General features: G+C 55.2%; 12 protein-coding genes. 6 read left to right on the forward strand and 6 right to left on the reverse strand.

Annotated features, from left to right (window positions below; all coding sequences use genetic code 11):
* Positions 1-122 precede the first annotated feature (122 nt).
* Entirely contained in the window at positions 123-1,196 is a 1,074-nt protein-coding gene (locus tag PYW49_RS00360; protein ID WP_320385307.1) for an acyltransferase family protein, read from the reverse strand.
* Between the two features lie 256 nt (positions 1,197-1,452).
* On the opposite strand from PYW49_RS00360, the gene lolC reads away from it, so the two are divergent.
* Genes lolC through cobB form a run of 5 tightly spaced genes read left to right on the forward strand, consistent with a single transcriptional unit; the run spans position 1,453 to position 6,391 of the window.
* On the forward strand, positions 1,453-2,652 hold the full coding sequence (gene lolC / locus PYW49_RS00365) for a lipoprotein-releasing ABC transporter permease subunit LolC (RefSeq protein WP_320385308.1): 1,200 nt from the start codon (positions 1,453-1,455) through the stop codon (positions 2,650-2,652).
* Complete coding sequence (lolD, locus tag PYW49_RS00370) at positions 2,645-3,346, forward strand: lipoprotein-releasing ABC transporter ATP-binding protein LolD (RefSeq protein ID WP_320385309.1); 702 nt, start codon at positions 2,645-2,647, stop codon at positions 3,344-3,346. The genes lolC and lolD overlap by 8 nt, the downstream gene beginning before the upstream one ends.
* Positions 3,346-4,590 (forward strand): lipoprotein-releasing ABC transporter permease subunit LolE, encoded by a 1,245-nt coding sequence (gene lolE / locus PYW49_RS00375; protein WP_320385310.1) that lies wholly within the window; start codon positions 3,346-3,348, stop codon positions 4,588-4,590. The genes lolD and lolE overlap by 1 nt, the downstream gene beginning before the upstream one ends.
* A gap of 53 nt (positions 4,591-4,643) precedes the next feature.
* Positions 4,644-5,555 carry an N-acetylglucosamine kinase gene (nagK, locus tag PYW49_RS00380; protein ID WP_320385311.1) on the forward strand — a complete coding sequence of 304 codons (912 nt, stop codon included), beginning with the start codon at positions 4,644-4,646 and terminating at the stop codon, positions 5,553-5,555.
* A 14-nt stretch (positions 5,556-5,569) separates the two neighbouring features.
* Positions 5,570-6,391, forward strand: coding sequence for a Sir2 family NAD+-dependent deacetylase (cobB, locus tag PYW49_RS00385; RefSeq protein ID WP_320385312.1), 822 nt, complete (start codon positions 5,570-5,572; stop codon positions 6,389-6,391).
* A 45-nt stretch (positions 6,392-6,436) separates the two neighbouring features.
* Here the strand turns inward: cobB and PYW49_RS00390 are convergent, their stop codons facing one another.
* The gene (locus PYW49_RS00390) at positions 6,437-8,368 is read right to left on the reverse strand and encodes a methyl-accepting chemotaxis protein (protein WP_320385313.1); all 1,932 of its coding nucleotides are present in this window, start codon (positions 8,366-8,368) and stop codon (positions 6,437-6,439) included.
* Between the two features lie 237 nt (positions 8,369-8,605).
* On the opposite strand from PYW49_RS00390, the gene PYW49_RS00395 reads away from it, so the two are divergent.
* On the forward strand, positions 8,606-9,835 hold the full coding sequence (locus tag PYW49_RS00395; protein ID WP_320385314.1) for an EAL and HDOD domain-containing protein: 1,230 nt from the start codon (positions 8,606-8,608) through the stop codon (positions 9,833-9,835).
* A 47-nt stretch (positions 9,836-9,882) separates the two neighbouring features.
* Here PYW49_RS00395 and potD read toward each other — a convergent pair whose 3' ends face one another.
* The 4 genes from potD to potA are packed head-to-tail and all read right to left on the reverse strand — an operon-like array spanning position 9,883 to position 13,691.
* Positions 9,883-10,917: a spermidine/putrescine ABC transporter substrate-binding protein PotD gene (gene potD, locus PYW49_RS00400; RefSeq protein ID WP_320385315.1), complete on the reverse strand. Its 1,035-nt coding sequence runs from the start codon at positions 10,915-10,917 to the stop codon at positions 9,883-9,885.
* Entirely contained in the window at positions 10,914-11,705 is a 792-nt protein-coding gene (gene potC / locus PYW49_RS00405; protein WP_320385316.1) for a spermidine/putrescine ABC transporter permease PotC, read from the reverse strand. The genes potD and potC overlap by 4 nt, the downstream gene beginning before the upstream one ends.
* Positions 11,702-12,559, reverse strand: coding sequence for a spermidine/putrescine ABC transporter permease PotB (gene potB, locus PYW49_RS00410; RefSeq protein ID WP_320385317.1), 858 nt, complete (start codon positions 12,557-12,559; stop codon positions 11,702-11,704). Before potB ends, potC begins: the two co-directional genes overlap by 4 nt.
* Complete coding sequence (gene potA, locus PYW49_RS00415) at positions 12,543-13,691, reverse strand: spermidine/putrescine ABC transporter ATP-binding protein PotA (protein WP_320385830.1); 1,149 nt, start codon at positions 13,689-13,691, stop codon at positions 12,543-12,545. Before potA ends, potB begins: the two co-directional genes overlap by 17 nt.
* Between the last annotated feature and the right edge of the window lie 119 nt (positions 13,692-13,810).

The following is a 13,810-nucleotide window of genomic DNA, read 5'->3' on the forward strand; positions in this document are numbered from 1 at the left end:
ACCAACAGTATTGGGGCATATCACTGATACGCAATGTCTTTATTATCCTCGATCGTTTTACATAAGCAAATCGTAACCGCACGGCAGGGCTAAACGCCCCCGAAACGGGGGCGGAGAGGGCATTAACGCGTTGAAGGTGACAGGGTCAGCGTAGACGGAGGAGAGAAGAAAACGTCCCCAAACAGCGCGGTAGAGATTTTACGCACCCCGAGCCCTGCAAGGGTACAGATAAGCAGGCTGGCAAACGGGTAGACCAGAATTAAGGAGAGCTCTGCCCAGACCGGCCACGAGGCGGCATTCATCTCGCCAATCAGGAACAGGCTAAAGACCTCAATCAAGATACGGTGGGTGGTATAAATCGCTATGGTGTTTGAGCCAATCACATTCAGCAGATTGTTCGGGTGAACGGCATAGCGCTGCTCAAGGCTGTAGAACAGCTTCATGATCAACACAATCGACAGCAATGAGAGCAACAGCGGAACGTTAGCAAACCACAGCACCACGGAGACGGCAGCGAAAGCACCGGTTACCAGCCAGATGCGGCGCAGGTTGACGCTTTTCATCCACGCCATCAGCTCTGCGCCATACCACGCCCCGAGGCTGTAGTAGATCATGTTACGGACCACGCTGTTCATCCCCCACCACGGCAGCGGCAGGAAGTTGATCGCGATGCTCGCCAGTGCCAACAGTCCCAGTACCGGCAGCTTCCAGCGGCTGAGCAGTTTACACAGCGTGAAGTACACCACCAGGGCATACAGATACCACAGGCTGGTGCTGGCGGTGAGCATCCCCAGCACAAATCCTGAGAGCGAGTCGGCGTAGGCCGCATTCGACGAGGTGGCAAGCTCTCGCTCGGGCGCCAGCCAGGCGTTCAGGTGGGTCAACGCCTGCCATTGCAGGACGCCCCACAGCGCCAGGACCCAGACAATGCTCCAGATCCGTTTGTCGAGACTGGTTCGCCAGCCCACCTCGTCAATATAACGACGGATCAGATAGCCGGAAATAAAGAAGAAGACCGGCATACGGAACGGTGCGAGATAGAGGTTAAAATAGACCCAGCATTTGGCGAGAAGCCCGGAGAACGGGTGTTGCAGCCCGACCAGATGCGGATAAAACGTGATAACCGAATGATAGATAACCACCAGGCAAATACACAGCCCTTTTATCTGGTTAATCCATAATGCTTTTTGCTTCATTGTTCGCCACTACCTTATTGCCATAAACGAACGAGCAATTGTTCTAAAACGAAACCAGGATGTAATGGGTAACAGTCTGTATCAGGAGGTTTTTCGGAAAAGGTGGAGGTTGCGAGGTGTGGTTTCAGACATTAGCATCCTGATTTATCTGAATTTTTCGAAAAAATGATTACCAAAGCTTACTGTTTCAGTCATTTACGCTAAACGGATTCGCTTATATACTCGTGGGTCTGCTATCAGCAAACAGACGGATTTCATGTACCAACCTGTCGCACTCTTCATAGGCTTACGTTACATGCGTGGGCGCGCCGCGGACCGCTTCGGTCGCTTTGTCTCCTGGCTTTCGACTATTGGCATTACGCTTGGCGTGATGGCACTGGTGACGGTGCTTTCCGTCATGAATGGCTTTGAGCGCGAGCTGCAAAACAACATCCTGGGGCTGATGCCGCAGGCCGTACTCTCATCTACTAACGGTTCGGTTAACCCGCAGCAGCTGCCGGAAAGCGCGGCGAAGTTACAGGGTGTCACGCGCGTTGCGCCGTTGACGACCGGCGACGTGGTGCTGCAAAGTGCCCGCAGCGTGGCGGTCGGCGTGATGCTGGGTATTAACCCGGCGCAAAACGACCCGCTGACGCCGTACCTGGTTAACGTGAAGCAGACCGATCTCGAAGGGGGAAAATACAACGTTATTCTGGGTGAACAGCTTGCCGGCCAGCTTGGCGTCAACCGTGGCGACCAGCTGCGCGTGATGGTGCCCTCAGCCAGCCAGTTTACGCCGATGGGGCGCCTGCCAAGCCAGCGCCTGTTCAACGTGATTGGTACCTTTGCCGCCAACAGCGAAGTCGATGGCTACCAGATGCTGGTTAACATCCAGGACGCTTCACGCCTGATGCGTTACCCGGCAGGGAATATCACCGGCTGGCGCCTGTGGCTCGACGCGCCGCTGAAGGTCGATACCCTCAGCCAGCAAAAACTGCCGGACGGCACCAAATGGCAGGACTGGCGCGAGCGTAAAGGCGAATTATTCCAGGCCGTACGCATGGAAAAGAACATGATGGGGCTGCTGCTGAGCCTGATCGTGGCCGTGGCTGCCTTTAACATCATCACCTCGCTGGGCCTGATGGTGATGGAAAAGCAGGGCGAGGTTGCCATCCTGCAAACCCAGGGGCTCACGCCGCGCCAGATCATGGCGGTCTTTATGGTGCAGGGCGCGAGCGCCGGAATTATCGGGGCGTTGCTCGGTGCGGCGCTGGGCGCGCTGCTTGCCAGCCAGCTTAATAACTTAATGCCGATCGTTGGCGCACTGCTCGATGGTGCGGCGCTACCGGTGGCCATCGAGCCGCTGCAGGTAGTCGGTATTGCGCTGGCCGCGATGGCTATTGCGCTGCTTTCTACGCTTTATCCTTCCTGGCGCGCTGCCGCCACTCAACCCGCTGAGGCTTTACGTTATGAATAAGATCCTGTTGCAATGCGACAACCTGTCCAAACGCTATCAGGAAGGCTCTGTGCAAACCGACGTGCTGCACAATGTGAGCTTCAGCGTGGGCGAAGGCGAGATGATGGCGATTGTCGGTAGCTCCGGCTCCGGTAAAAGTACCTTATTACACCTGCTGGGCGGGCTGGATACCCCAACCCACGGCGACGTCATTTTCTCCGGCCAGCCGATGAGCAAAATGTCCTCAGCTGCGAAGGCCGAGCTGCGTAACCGCGAGCTGGGCTTTATCTACCAGTTCCACCACCTGCTGCCGGATTTCACGGCGCTGGAAAACGTGGCGATGCCGCTGCTGATCGGTAAAAAGAAACCGGCAGAAATTAACACCCGCGCCAGCGACATGCTTAAAGCGGTAGGGCTGGGCCATCGCGGTAGCCACCGTCCGTCGGAGCTTTCCGGCGGCGAGCGCCAGCGCGTGGCGATTGCCCGTGCGCTGGTGAACAATCCGCGTCTGGTGCTGGCGGATGAGCCTACCGGTAACCTGGATGCGCGCAATGCGGATAGTATTTTCCAGCTCCTGGGCGAGCTGAACGCCTCGCAGGGCACCGCATTTCTGGTTGTAACCCACGATCTGCAGCTGGCAAAACGCATGGGGCGCCAGCTTGAGATGCGAGACGGTCATCTGAATGCAGAACTGACCCTGATGGGAGCGGAGTAATGGCTTCACCGTTATCGTTACTCATCGGACTACGCTTTAGCCGCGGTCGCCGTCGCGGCGGTATGGTGTCGCTGATCTCCGTCATTTCGACCATCGGTATCGCCCTGGGTGTGGCGGTGCTGATTGTCGGCCTGAGCGCCATGAACGGCTTCGAGCGTGAGCTGAATAACCGCATTCTGGCGGTGGTGCCGCACGGTGAAATCGAACCGGTTAACCAGCCCTGGAGCAACTGGAGCGATGCCCTGACCAAAGTGGAAAAGGTCCCGGGCATCGCCGCTGCCGCACCCTATATTAACTTTACCGGGCTGGTGGAGAGCGGGGTAAACCTGCGCGCCATTCAGGTGAAAGGGGTGAACCCCGTCCAGGAAGAACGCCTGAGCGCGCTGCCGAAATATGTGCAGAACGGCGCGTGGGCGAACTTTAAGGCCGGCGAGCAGCAAATCATCATGGGTAAAGGCGTTGCCGATGCCCTGAAAGTGAAGCAGGGCGACTGGGTGTCGATCATGATCCCGAACGCCAGCGCCGATCACAAACTGCAGCAGCCTAAACGGGTGCGCCTGCACGTCACCGGTATTCTTCAGCTGAGCGGTCAGCTTGACCATAGCTTTGCAATGGTGCCGATGGAGGATGCTCGCCAGTATCTCGACATGGGCGACAGCGTAACGGGCATTGCCATCAAGGTTAACGACGTCTTTAACGCCAACAAACTGGTACGCGACGCGGGCAGCGTGACCAATAACTATGTCTACATCAAGAGCTGGATCGGCACTTACGGCTATATGTACCGTGATATCCAGATGATCCGCGCCATTATGTATCTGGCGATGGTGCTGGTGATTGGTGTCGCGTGCTTTAATATCGTCTCGACGCTGGTGATGGCGGTCAAAGACAAGAGCGGTGACATTGCCGTACTGCGTACCCTGGGGGCGAAAGACGGTCTTATTCGCGCCATCTTCGTCTGGTACGGTTTGCTGGCGGGGCTGTTTGGCAGCCTGTGCGGCGTGGTAATTGGCGTGGTGGTTTCCCTGCAGCTGACGCCGATTATCAACGGCATTGAAAAGCTCATTGGCCACCAGTTCCTGTCGGGTGACATCTATTTTATTGACTTCCTGCCGTCTGAACTGCACTGGCTGGACGTTTTTTATGTGCTGGTTACAGCACTTTTACTGAGTCTGCTGGCAAGCTGGTATCCGGCGCGTCGCGCAAGCCGAATTGATCCGGCGAGGGTATTAAGTGGCCAGTAATTACGTCATGATCTAGCGGCTTTCGGGCCGCCAGGTTAAAAGAGGAATGCGTTATGTATTACGGATTTGATATTGGCGGCACCAAGATTGCGCTCGGCGTGTTTGATAAAGACCTCAAACTGCAGTGGGAAACCCGCGTTCCCACGCCGCGCGAAAGCTACGACGATTTTTTAACCGCTATTGCCGCGCTGGTGGCGCAGGCCGATGAACGCTTTGGCGTGAAAGGCTGCGTCGGCATTGGTATTCCGGGTATGCCCGAAACTGACGACGGCACGCTGTATGCCGCCAACGTTCCTGCTGCCAGCGGTAAACCGCTGCGCGCCGATCTCTCTGCTCTCCTTGAACGCGACGTGCGTTTAGACAACGATGCCAATTGCTTTGCACTCTCTGAAGCCTGGGATGATGAATTCCGTCACTATCCGCTGGTAATGGGACTGATCCTCGGCACCGGCGTCGGCGGGGGGATCGTGATCAACGGAAAACCAATCACCGGGCGCAGCTACATCACCGGCGAATTTGGTCATATTCGCTTGCCGGTGGACGCGCTGGACGTCGTCGGACGTGATTTTCCGCTGACCCGCTGCGGCTGCGGCCAGCACGGCTGTATTGAGAACTATCTCTCCGGCCGCGGGTTTGCATGGCTTTACGAACACTTCTATCATCAGAAACTTGAGGCCCCTCAAATCATTACCCTGTGGGAGCAAGATGATGCGCAGGCGCGTGAGCACGTTGAACGCTATCTGGATCTGCTGGCGGTATGTCTGGGAAATATTCTCACCATCGTCGACCCGGATCTGCTGGTGATAGGGGGAGGGCTTTCAAACTTTACCGCGATTACGGAACGGTTGTCCGGGCGTTTGCCCCGACATTTATTGCCGGTCGCCCGCGTGCCGCGTATTGAACGCGCGCGACACGGGGACGCAGGAGGCATGCGCGGAGCCGCATTCCTTCATCTCACCGATTAGTTTACGAGGTTTCTATGCTGTCGCGTCGCCAGGGTCGACTCAGCCGTTTTCGCAAAAACAAACGCCGCTTACGTGAGCGCTTGCGCCAGCGGATCTTTTTCAGAGACAGAATGATGCCAGAAGCGATGGATAAACCCAGAGTGGTGGTGCTGACCGGAGCGGGGATCTCCGCCGAGTCAGGAATTCGAACCTTCCGCGCGGCGGACGGGTTGTGGGAAGAACACCGCGTGGAGGATGTAGCCACGCCGGAAGGCTTTGCCCGCGATCCGGATCTCGTGCAGGCGTTTTACAATGCCCGCCGTCGCCAGCTTCTCCAGCCAGATATTGCACCAAATGAGGCGCATCTGGCGCTGGCGAAGCTGGAAGAGGCGCTGGGCGATCGTTTTCTGCTGGTGACGCAGAATATCGACAACCTGCACGAGCGGGCCGGCAACAAAAACATCATCCATATGCACGGTGAGCTGCTCAAGGTTCGCTGTGCCTGGAGCGGTCAGGTGCTGGACTGGAAAGAGGACGTGCTGCCAGAGGATAAATGCCACTGCTGCCAGTTCCCGTCGCGCCTGCGTCCGCACGTGGTCTGGTTTGGCGAAATGCCGCTGGGGATGGATGAGATCTACAGCGCGCTGGCGATGGCCGACGTGTTTATCGCCATCGGCACATCCGGTCATGTTTACCCGGCGGCAGGGTTTGTTCACGAAGCGCGCCTGCACGGTGCGCATACGGTAGAACTTAATCTGGAGCCCAGCCAGGTGGGCAGCGAGTTTGAAGAGAAGCACTACGGCCTGGCAAGCGCGGTCGTTCCGGAATTTGTCGACAAGCTGCTGAAAGGGCTGTAACGGCAATCGCGTGAAAAGGCACCCGACCTGCGGGTGCCTTATTATTTAGGAATGAAAGAACGCCAGCGTCTTCTCCAGCGATTTAGCCTGTTCATCCAGCGAGAGTGCCGCCGCAGAGATCTGCTGAACCAGAGAGGCGTTCTGCTGGGTGGTGCTGTCCATCTGATTGACGGCGGTGCTGACCTGGCTAATACCCCGATTCTGTTCGTCCAGCGCCTGAACAATATCGTTGATGACCAGATGCACATGCGACACCGCCTCAATCACCTGTTTCATCATCACGCCGGTTTCATTGACCAGCTCAACGCCTTTGCTGACGCGGCCTGAGGACTCGGCAATCAGCTGAGAGATCTCTTTTGCCGCGTTAGCGCTTCGCTGGGCAAGATTGCGCACTTCGCCTGCCACCACCGCAAAACCGCGCCCCTGTTCGCCCGCGCGTGCGGCTTCAACGGCAGCATTCAGCGCCAGGATATTGGTCTGGAAGGCGATGCCATCGACGATGCTGTTAATCTCACCGATCTTACGTGCGCTCTCATCAATCTCCCCGATCACAACGACCACGTCGTTCACCAGCGTTTCGCCATGTCCGGCGAGGCTTGCGGCGCGATCGGTCAGCGTGGTGGCCTTGTGCGCGTTGTCGGCGTTATTCTTCACCGTGACCGAAATCTCTTCCATGCTGGCTGCCGTTTCAACAATTGCCGCCGCCTGTTCTTCGGTACGTGAGGCGAGGTCAAGGTTGCCCGCCGAAATTTCGCTGGTGCCGCCGTGCACGGAATGGCTGGCTTCGCTGATATTATCGACGATGCGCTTGAGCTGCATCTGCATGGTGTGCAGGGCATAAAAAATACTGTGGGTATCCCCGGAACGAACCGGGATGGTGTTGTTCAGATCTCCCCGGGCAACGGCCAGGGCGATCCCGGCGGCCTCTGAAGGCTCACCTCCAACCGGACGGTCAACTTTGCGGGTAAAGATCTGGGCCATCACCAGGCTAACCGCAACGATACTTAACACCATCATGGCGATGGCTTTCAGTAAAAATGCGCGCGCTTCGGCCATCACTTCGCTGACCGGGGTGACAATGGCGAGTTTCCACGGAGTCTGGCTATTACCGACGGCGATCTCCTGCCAGGTGATAAACGCATCCTCTTTCAGCAGCGGATCGTTTTCCCGGATAACCTCATGACCCGCAATCTGGCCCGCGTAAGGCTTGCCTGCAGCACGTTTTTCCGGGCTGGACACCACGTTGTTACCTGCGGAAAGGAGCAGGGCGTAGCCTGTGCCGTTCCACGGTTTAATCGCCCCGATCGTCGATTGCAGCGTGGCAAGGGAGAAGTCAGAGGTGACCGAACCCAGGAACTGGCCGTCATGCATGATGGGGGCGGCAATCGAGGTGAGCATCACGTCTACGCCGTTGTAGGGGTAAATATAGGGCTCGATGATCACTTCTTTATGCCGTTGTTTCGGCAGCAAATAATAATCCCCGCTGCCGGGCGTTTCGATATCCGTCAGCAGGTGTAATGCCGGTTTGCCGGTGGCGTCGCGGTCGACGTAGCGGGCGTAACGCCCGCCAGGATCTTCCCCGCTTTGACCGGCAAAGGTGGCATCTTTATCGTCGAACGCGTTGGGCTCAAAGGCCATCGACATCGAGAGAAACTGTGGGTGAGCGGAGAGGTAGTGGATGAGCAGCTGATTAAGGCTCTGACGATCGGTCACGCCCGCTTCTCGCAGCGCCAGGGCGCTGTTGCCCATATCCCGGGCGGCCGCCAGGGCAGAATCCAGCTGTTTGCTGACCTGCAACGATTGCACCTCAGCAATTTGACGGATATGTTTTTTGGCCAGAACCTCCTGCTGCGCCATCCACTGCCACATCATAAACCCGATCGTTGCCGTAAAGCCCACCGTCACGGTGAGGAAAATGGACAATAGCATCAACGTCTTGACTCTTATTTTTTGTTTTCGGACCATGGCGTCTTTCATTCTCATCTCCCGTAATGTCGTGCATGTCGGGCAGGCACTCAGTACTTATCGGATATTTCAGCCTCTTTCTGTAGAGCGCCGGAAATATTTAATTTAAATTCCATAATATTAAATCCCGTTAATTAGTGTGGATGCTTTTATTTTGTGCATTCAATCAAAATAGCGCTCGATAATGCTCGTTATCGTGGTGTAGAAAGAGGATGCTAATAAATATAAAGTTGTAGAGGAGGATGGGATATGTACGGATTTATCGCGAGGCAACCCATTTTTAACCCTGAGATGAATACGGTAGCCTACGAGCTGCTCTTCAGAGATGGGATGACAAACCGCTTTCCGGATGTGTCGGCGGAATATGCCACATCCAGAATGATATCAGACCAGTTTTTATGTGTGCCGTCCCAGCGCATCGCCGGGGCACATACGTCGTTTATTAATTTCCCTTCAAGAATGGTCATCGACCGCAGTGGTGAAGCGCTCGATAAAGAGAGCGTGGTCATTGAGATCCTTGAAGATGCTGTGCCGGGGGCAGAGCTACTGCAGGCCGTTAGGGAGATGAATGCGCACGGCTATCAGTTTGCGCTTGATGATTTCACCCTTGCACCGGAATGGGATGCTTTTTTACCTTATATTTCGATACTGAAATTCGATGTCAGAAATTATACCTTAGCGCAAATTAAAGAGTATCTGAGTGAGCGTAAAAATCTGACCGGGCATATTAAATATCTCGCTGAAAAAATTGAGACTAAAGAGGAATTCGAACAATACCGGAAAGAAGGTTTTTCTTTGTTTCAGGGCTATTTTTTCTGCCGTCCGGAGGTCATTAAATATAAACGGTTATCGCAAAATCAGCTGGCGATTTTCCGTCTGCAAATGGAAGTTGGGCGCAATAAACCTGATTTTCGGATCATCGAGTCGTTGATAAAAACCGACCTGACGCTGTCCTGGAAAATCATGCGTTACATGAAGCACACCGCATTTAAACATATCGGTGCCTGTAATTTCAGCAAGTTAACCCTGAGTGAAGTGCTCAGATACCTTGGTGAAAACCAGCTGAGACGGTTTGTTGCCGTTGTGGTACTGGCAAGCGCGGGCAATGACACCGTCAGCGAGCTTTACCCGTTGAGTATGATGCGCGGTAAGTTCTGCGAGCTGATTGCTGAGACGATGCAGGAACCGGCGCTGGCTGAAAATGCGTTCATGTGCGGCCTGTTTTCACTGCTCGATACCCTGCTTGAGCTGCCGATGGCAGAGCTGATGAAGCAAATTGCGGTGCCGCAGAATGTGAGCAACGCGCTGTGCCATCAGGAGGGGCGGTTAGCCGATATCATTAATCTTTGCCGCTACTATGAACAGCAGCAGTGGGATGAGGCGACCGGGATCCGTCAGGCGCTGGGTCTGTCCGATGAGGACGTGGTGGAGGCGATGAGAAGGGCAACGATCTGGGCTGGGGAGAATGCGGTCAGTTAATCCTTCCTCACGCCAAACAGGCGGCGTGAGGAAGAGCGCGATACGGTTTATCGGCCCGCTTTTAATTTCTGGTAATACTCTTCGTAGAGGCGGCTGGCGTCGCCGACGTCGTTCTGCCATTCACCTTTACTGATGGTTTTGGCATCCGGATAAAGCGATTTATCGTTCGCCACTTCAGGCTTCAGCAGCTTGCGCGCAGCCAGGTTTGGCGTCGGGTAGCCAATCGTCTCAGCAACCTGTTTCGCCACGTCCGGGCGCAGCAGGAAGTTAATCAACTTCATCGCGCCATCCACGTTTTTCGCATTGGCAGGGATAGCGAGGCTATCCATCCAGAAGATCCCGCCTTCCTTCGGCCAGACCACCTCAAGCGGCGTACCGGCCTGGCGGGCAACATACGCGGAGCCGTTCCACACCATCCCCAGATTCACTTCGCCTTCCATATACGGGTTTGCCGGGTTATCAGAGTTGAATGCCGCCACGTTAGGCATCAGCTTTTTCAGCTCGTTATACGCCGCTTCAATCTCTTTTGGGTCCGTCGTGTTGCCTGAGTAGCCCAGTTTACGCAGCGCGACCTGGAACACTTCGCGCGCATCGTCGGTTAACAGCAGGCTCCCTTTGTATTCCGGTTTCCACAGGTCGGCCCAGCTGGTGACCGTTTTAGGATCGAGGGCATCGCCGTTGACGCCAATCGCGGTCGCGCCCCAGATATATGGAATGGAGTAGTCGTTATTGGGATCGAACGGTTTGTTAAGCATTTCCTGATCGAGATTTGAAAAATTGGTTAGCTTCGTTTTATCGATCTTCTGAATCATCCCCTCTTTGCGCATTTTGTCGACAAAATAGGTGGAAGGCACGACCAGATCGTACGCGCCGTCTTTGTACGTTTTCAGCTTGGCGTACATGGTTTCATTCGACTCGTAGGTCGAGTAGATAACCTTGATACCCGTCTCCTTCGTGAACTGTTCCAGCAGGCCCGGCGGCACATACTCGGTCCAGTTGTAGAAGTAGAGCGTTTTGCTGTCATCAGCGTGCGCGGCACCCATTCCAAGCACCAGTGCCGCAGCGGCGAGCATTTTTTTCATTTCATTGTCCCCTGAGATTTTGTTTTATCACGAGCAATAAGCTGGCTGGCAATGACCAGCACCAGCGAGAACACCAGCAGAATAGTCGCCAGCGCGTTCACCTCAGGCGAGACGCCGACTTTTACCATCGAATAGATCTTCAGTGGCAGAATTTCGTAGCTCGGCCCGGTCACGAAAGAGGAGACCACCACGTCATCCATCGACAACGTGAAGCTGAGCAGCCATCCCGCCGCGACGGCGGGCATCGCCAGCGGCAGGATGATTTTGCGCAGGATGGTCATCTCGCTGGCACCCAAATCTTTCGCCGCCTCCAGCATGCGCACGTCGAACCCTTTCAGGCGCGCAAAGACCGTCACCACCACAAACGGCAGGCAGAAGGTGATATGGGAGAACAGCAGTGACCAGAAGCCAAGCTGCACGCCCAGCAGCATAAACAGCACCAGCAGTGAAATGGCCATCACGATGTCCGGTGACATCATCACCACAAACAGCATGCCGCTGACGAACGGTTTGCCGCGAAAGTGATAGCGATACAGCGCGACGGCAGTGAGCGAACCAATCAGCGTGGCGAAGGTGGCGGAGAAAATCGCCATCGTTAGCGAGTGCTGCGCGGCCTGCAGGAGGCTGTCATTGTTCATCAGCAGGCTGTACCAGTTGGTGGTAAAACCTTGCCAGCTGATGCCAAAGCGCGAGCTGTTAAACGAGTTAACGATCAAAATGATAATCGGAATATAAAGGTAAGCGTAAATGGCGGTCATAAAACCGCCGCGAAGCAGTCGACCGATCATTCGAGTTCCACCTTCTTATTCAGCAGCCGTGAAGCGCGCCAGTAGACCAGCAGCATCAGCCCCATTACCACCGTCAGCGTAATGCTGGTCGCGGAACCGAACGGCCAGTCGCGAATGTTGAGGAACTGACTCTTGATCACATTCCCAATCAGCAGGTTTTTCGCTCCGCCCATCAGGTCCGACACGTAGAACAGGCCCATCGCCGGGAGCATCACTAGCAGACAACCCGCGATGATGCCGGGCATGGTCAGCGGGATGATAATGCGAATAAACGTCTGGAGCTTGCTGGCGCCCAAATCTTTTGCCGCTTCCAGCAGCGGTTTATCCAGCTTCTCAATACTGGAGTAGAGCGGCATTACCATAAACGGCAGCAGGATATAGACCAGACCCAGAATCACCGCGCTCGGGGTAAACATGATACGTATCGGGGTATCAATCACCCCCAGCCACAGCAGAAACGCGTTGAGATAGCCTTTGGTGCTGAGGAAAATTTTCAGCCCGTAGATGCGAATTAACGAGTTGGTCCAGAACGGCACAATCAGTAAAAACAGCAGCAGCGGGCGCACCTTCTGCGGCAGTTTCGCCAGAAACCACGCGAACGGGTAGCCCAGCACCAGGCAGGCAACGGTGGCAATCAGCGCCATATTGAGCGAGTGCAGCAGCACGTCAAAATAGAGCGGATCGAGCAGGCGCGCGTAATTGTCCAGCGTAAAGACCAGCTTAACGAAGTTAGTATCGTCGCGGGTCAGGAAGCTGGTGGCGATAATCATCAGGTTGGGTAAAAAGACAAAGAGCACAAGCCAACCGACGATAGTGGCAATCACCACATTCTGGAACTTACTTGTGTTCTTCATCAGCCAGCACAACCTCCCAGCTTTCTACCCAGTTGATAACCATTTTCTGGTCGAGAGAGTGGTCGAAGTCAGGGTCGTCCTCATTAAAGAACTCGCTGACCATTACCATTTTGCCGTTCTCCAGTTCAACGACGGATTCCAGCGTCATCCCTTTGTAGTTGCGCTCGCGGATATAGCCGATAAGTCCTTCGGCCTCGGTGTTGCCGTGAATTTCGTCGACGCGCAGATCTTCCGGGCGCAGCAGAACGTTGAGCTTTTGTCCCGTTTCGACGGGGAAATTCACCGTGATATTGCACTCGCGGCCTTCAACGTTAGCCCGCACGCGCTGGTCGTCCAGACGTTCAATCACCGTGGCGTTGAAGAGATTGATCTCACCAATGAAGCTGGCCACAAACAGGTTCTTCGGCTCTTCGTAAATTTCACGCGGCGTGCCGTCCTGCTCGATTTTACCGTCGCGCATCACCACGATGCGGTCGGACATAGTCAGAGCTTCTTCCTGGTCGTGCGTGACGAAGACAAAGGTAATGCCGAGCTTGCGCTGCAGGGCCTTGAGCTCGTTCTGCATCTGCTTGCGCAGTTTGTAATCCAGCGCCGAGAGGGATTCATCCAGCAGGAGCAGACGTGGCTTGTTGACGACGGCGCGGGCGATGGCCACGCGCTGCTGCTGGCCGCCGGAAAGCTGATGGGGTTTACGCTGGGCAAACGTCTCAAGCTGCACCATACGCAGGGCTTCAGTGACGCGCGGTTCGATCTCATTCGCCGGGGTTTTTTGCATCCGCAGGCCAAACGCCACGTTCTCAAACACGGTCATGTGCGGGAACAGGGCATAGCTCTGAAAGACGGTATTGACGTGGCGATCTTCGGCGGGAACCCGCGTAATGTCCTGGTTTTCAAGATGGATATGGCCGTTATCGACGCTTTCCAGCCCGGCGATAAGGCGCAGTACGGTTGTTTTGCCGCAGCCAGAGGGGCCAAGCAGCGTAAGAAACTCACCGTCATTGATGGTGAGATTGAGGTCGGAAATGACGTCTTTACCATCAAAACTTTTACGAATTCGTTCCAGTTTCACCAGCGGCGAACGTGAACGGGATTGTGTATTCAATTTTTGCGCTGTCCCATATAGACGCCTCAGGCAGCAGACTGAAGCGGGGTTTGTGTGTAACCACCTTGGTGACTCGTAATGAGGGCGGACATTCTACGGCAATCCCCTGCGATCGCCAATCCTTGTCACTGATTCATAAGCTACATTTA

The organism is Enterobacter chinensis (assembly GCF_034008295.1).
Taxonomy (GTDB): Bacteria; Pseudomonadota; Gammaproteobacteria; order Enterobacterales; family Enterobacteriaceae; genus Enterobacter; species Enterobacter chinensis.

Excerpts from the sequence above, each read along its gene's own strand:
- lolD (WP_320385309.1), top strand. The coding sequence starts at position 2,645 with ATGAATAAGATCCTGTTGCAATGCGACAACCTGTCCAAACGCTATCAG.
- PYW49_RS00360 (WP_320385307.1), bottom strand. The coding sequence starts at position 1,196 with ATGAAGCAAAAAGCATTATGGATTAACCAGATAAAAGGGCTGTGTATT.
- potC (WP_320385316.1), bottom strand. The coding sequence starts at position 11,705 with ATGATCGGTCGACTGCTTCGCGGCGGTTTTATGACCGCCATTTACGCT.
- lolC (WP_320385308.1), top strand. The coding sequence starts at position 1,453 with ATGTACCAACCTGTCGCACTCTTCATAGGCTTACGTTACATGCGTGGG.
- potB (WP_320385317.1), bottom strand. The coding sequence starts at position 12,559 with ATGAAGAACACAAGTAAGTTCCAGAATGTGGTGATTGCCACTATCGTC.
- potD (WP_320385315.1), bottom strand. The coding sequence starts at position 10,917 with ATGAAAAAAATGCTCGCCGCTGCGGCACTGGTGCTTGGAATGGGTGCC.
- cobB (WP_320385312.1), top strand. The coding sequence starts at position 5,570 with ATGCTGTCGCGTCGCCAGGGTCGACTCAGCCGTTTTCGCAAAAACAAA.
- nagK (WP_320385311.1), top strand. The coding sequence starts at position 4,644 with ATGTATTACGGATTTGATATTGGCGGCACCAAGATTGCGCTCGGCGTG.
- PYW49_RS00395 (WP_320385314.1), top strand. The coding sequence starts at position 8,606 with ATGTACGGATTTATCGCGAGGCAACCCATTTTTAACCCTGAGATGAAT.
- lolE (WP_320385310.1), top strand. The coding sequence starts at position 3,346 with ATGGCTTCACCGTTATCGTTACTCATCGGACTACGCTTTAGCCGCGGT.
- PYW49_RS00390 (WP_320385313.1), bottom strand. The coding sequence starts at position 8,368 with ATGAAAGACGCCATGGTCCGAAAACAAAAAATAAGAGTCAAGACGTTG.